Source organism: Sphingobium sp. SG1 (assembly GCF_057063145.1).
This window is the reverse complement of record NZ_JBVVOJ010000086.1, coordinates 1-271: the sequence shown is the minus strand read 5'-3', so window position 1 is coordinate 271 and position 271 is coordinate 1. Positions and strand designations below refer to the sequence as shown.

Annotated in this window: 1 protein-coding gene; it reads right to left on the bottom strand. The window is 68.3% G+C overall.

Going from position 1 to position 271, the window contains the following annotated elements:
- Positions 1-271, bottom strand: a 271-nt coding sequence (locus AC0KVN_RS27660; RefSeq protein ID WP_483656851.1) for an amino acid--tRNA ligase-related protein, incomplete at both ends; no start/stop codon positions are given.

Here is a 271-nt window from a genome sequence, read left to right as displayed (position 1 = left end):
CGCGCGCTTCCTCGTCGCTGATGCCGAGCAGGCGGAACACGGCCGACTGGATGTCGGCGCGGTGGATGCGCACGGAGCCGCCGCCGACCTCGATGCCGTTCAGCACGAGGTCATAGCCCTGCGACAGCACGGTGCCCGGATTGGCCTCGATTTCCGAGGCATCGAACACCTTCGGCGCCGTGAACGGATGATGCAGCGCGACCCAGCGGCCCTCGTCCTCCTCGAACATCGGCCAGTCGACGACCCACAGCGCGCGCCAGATGCCGGTATC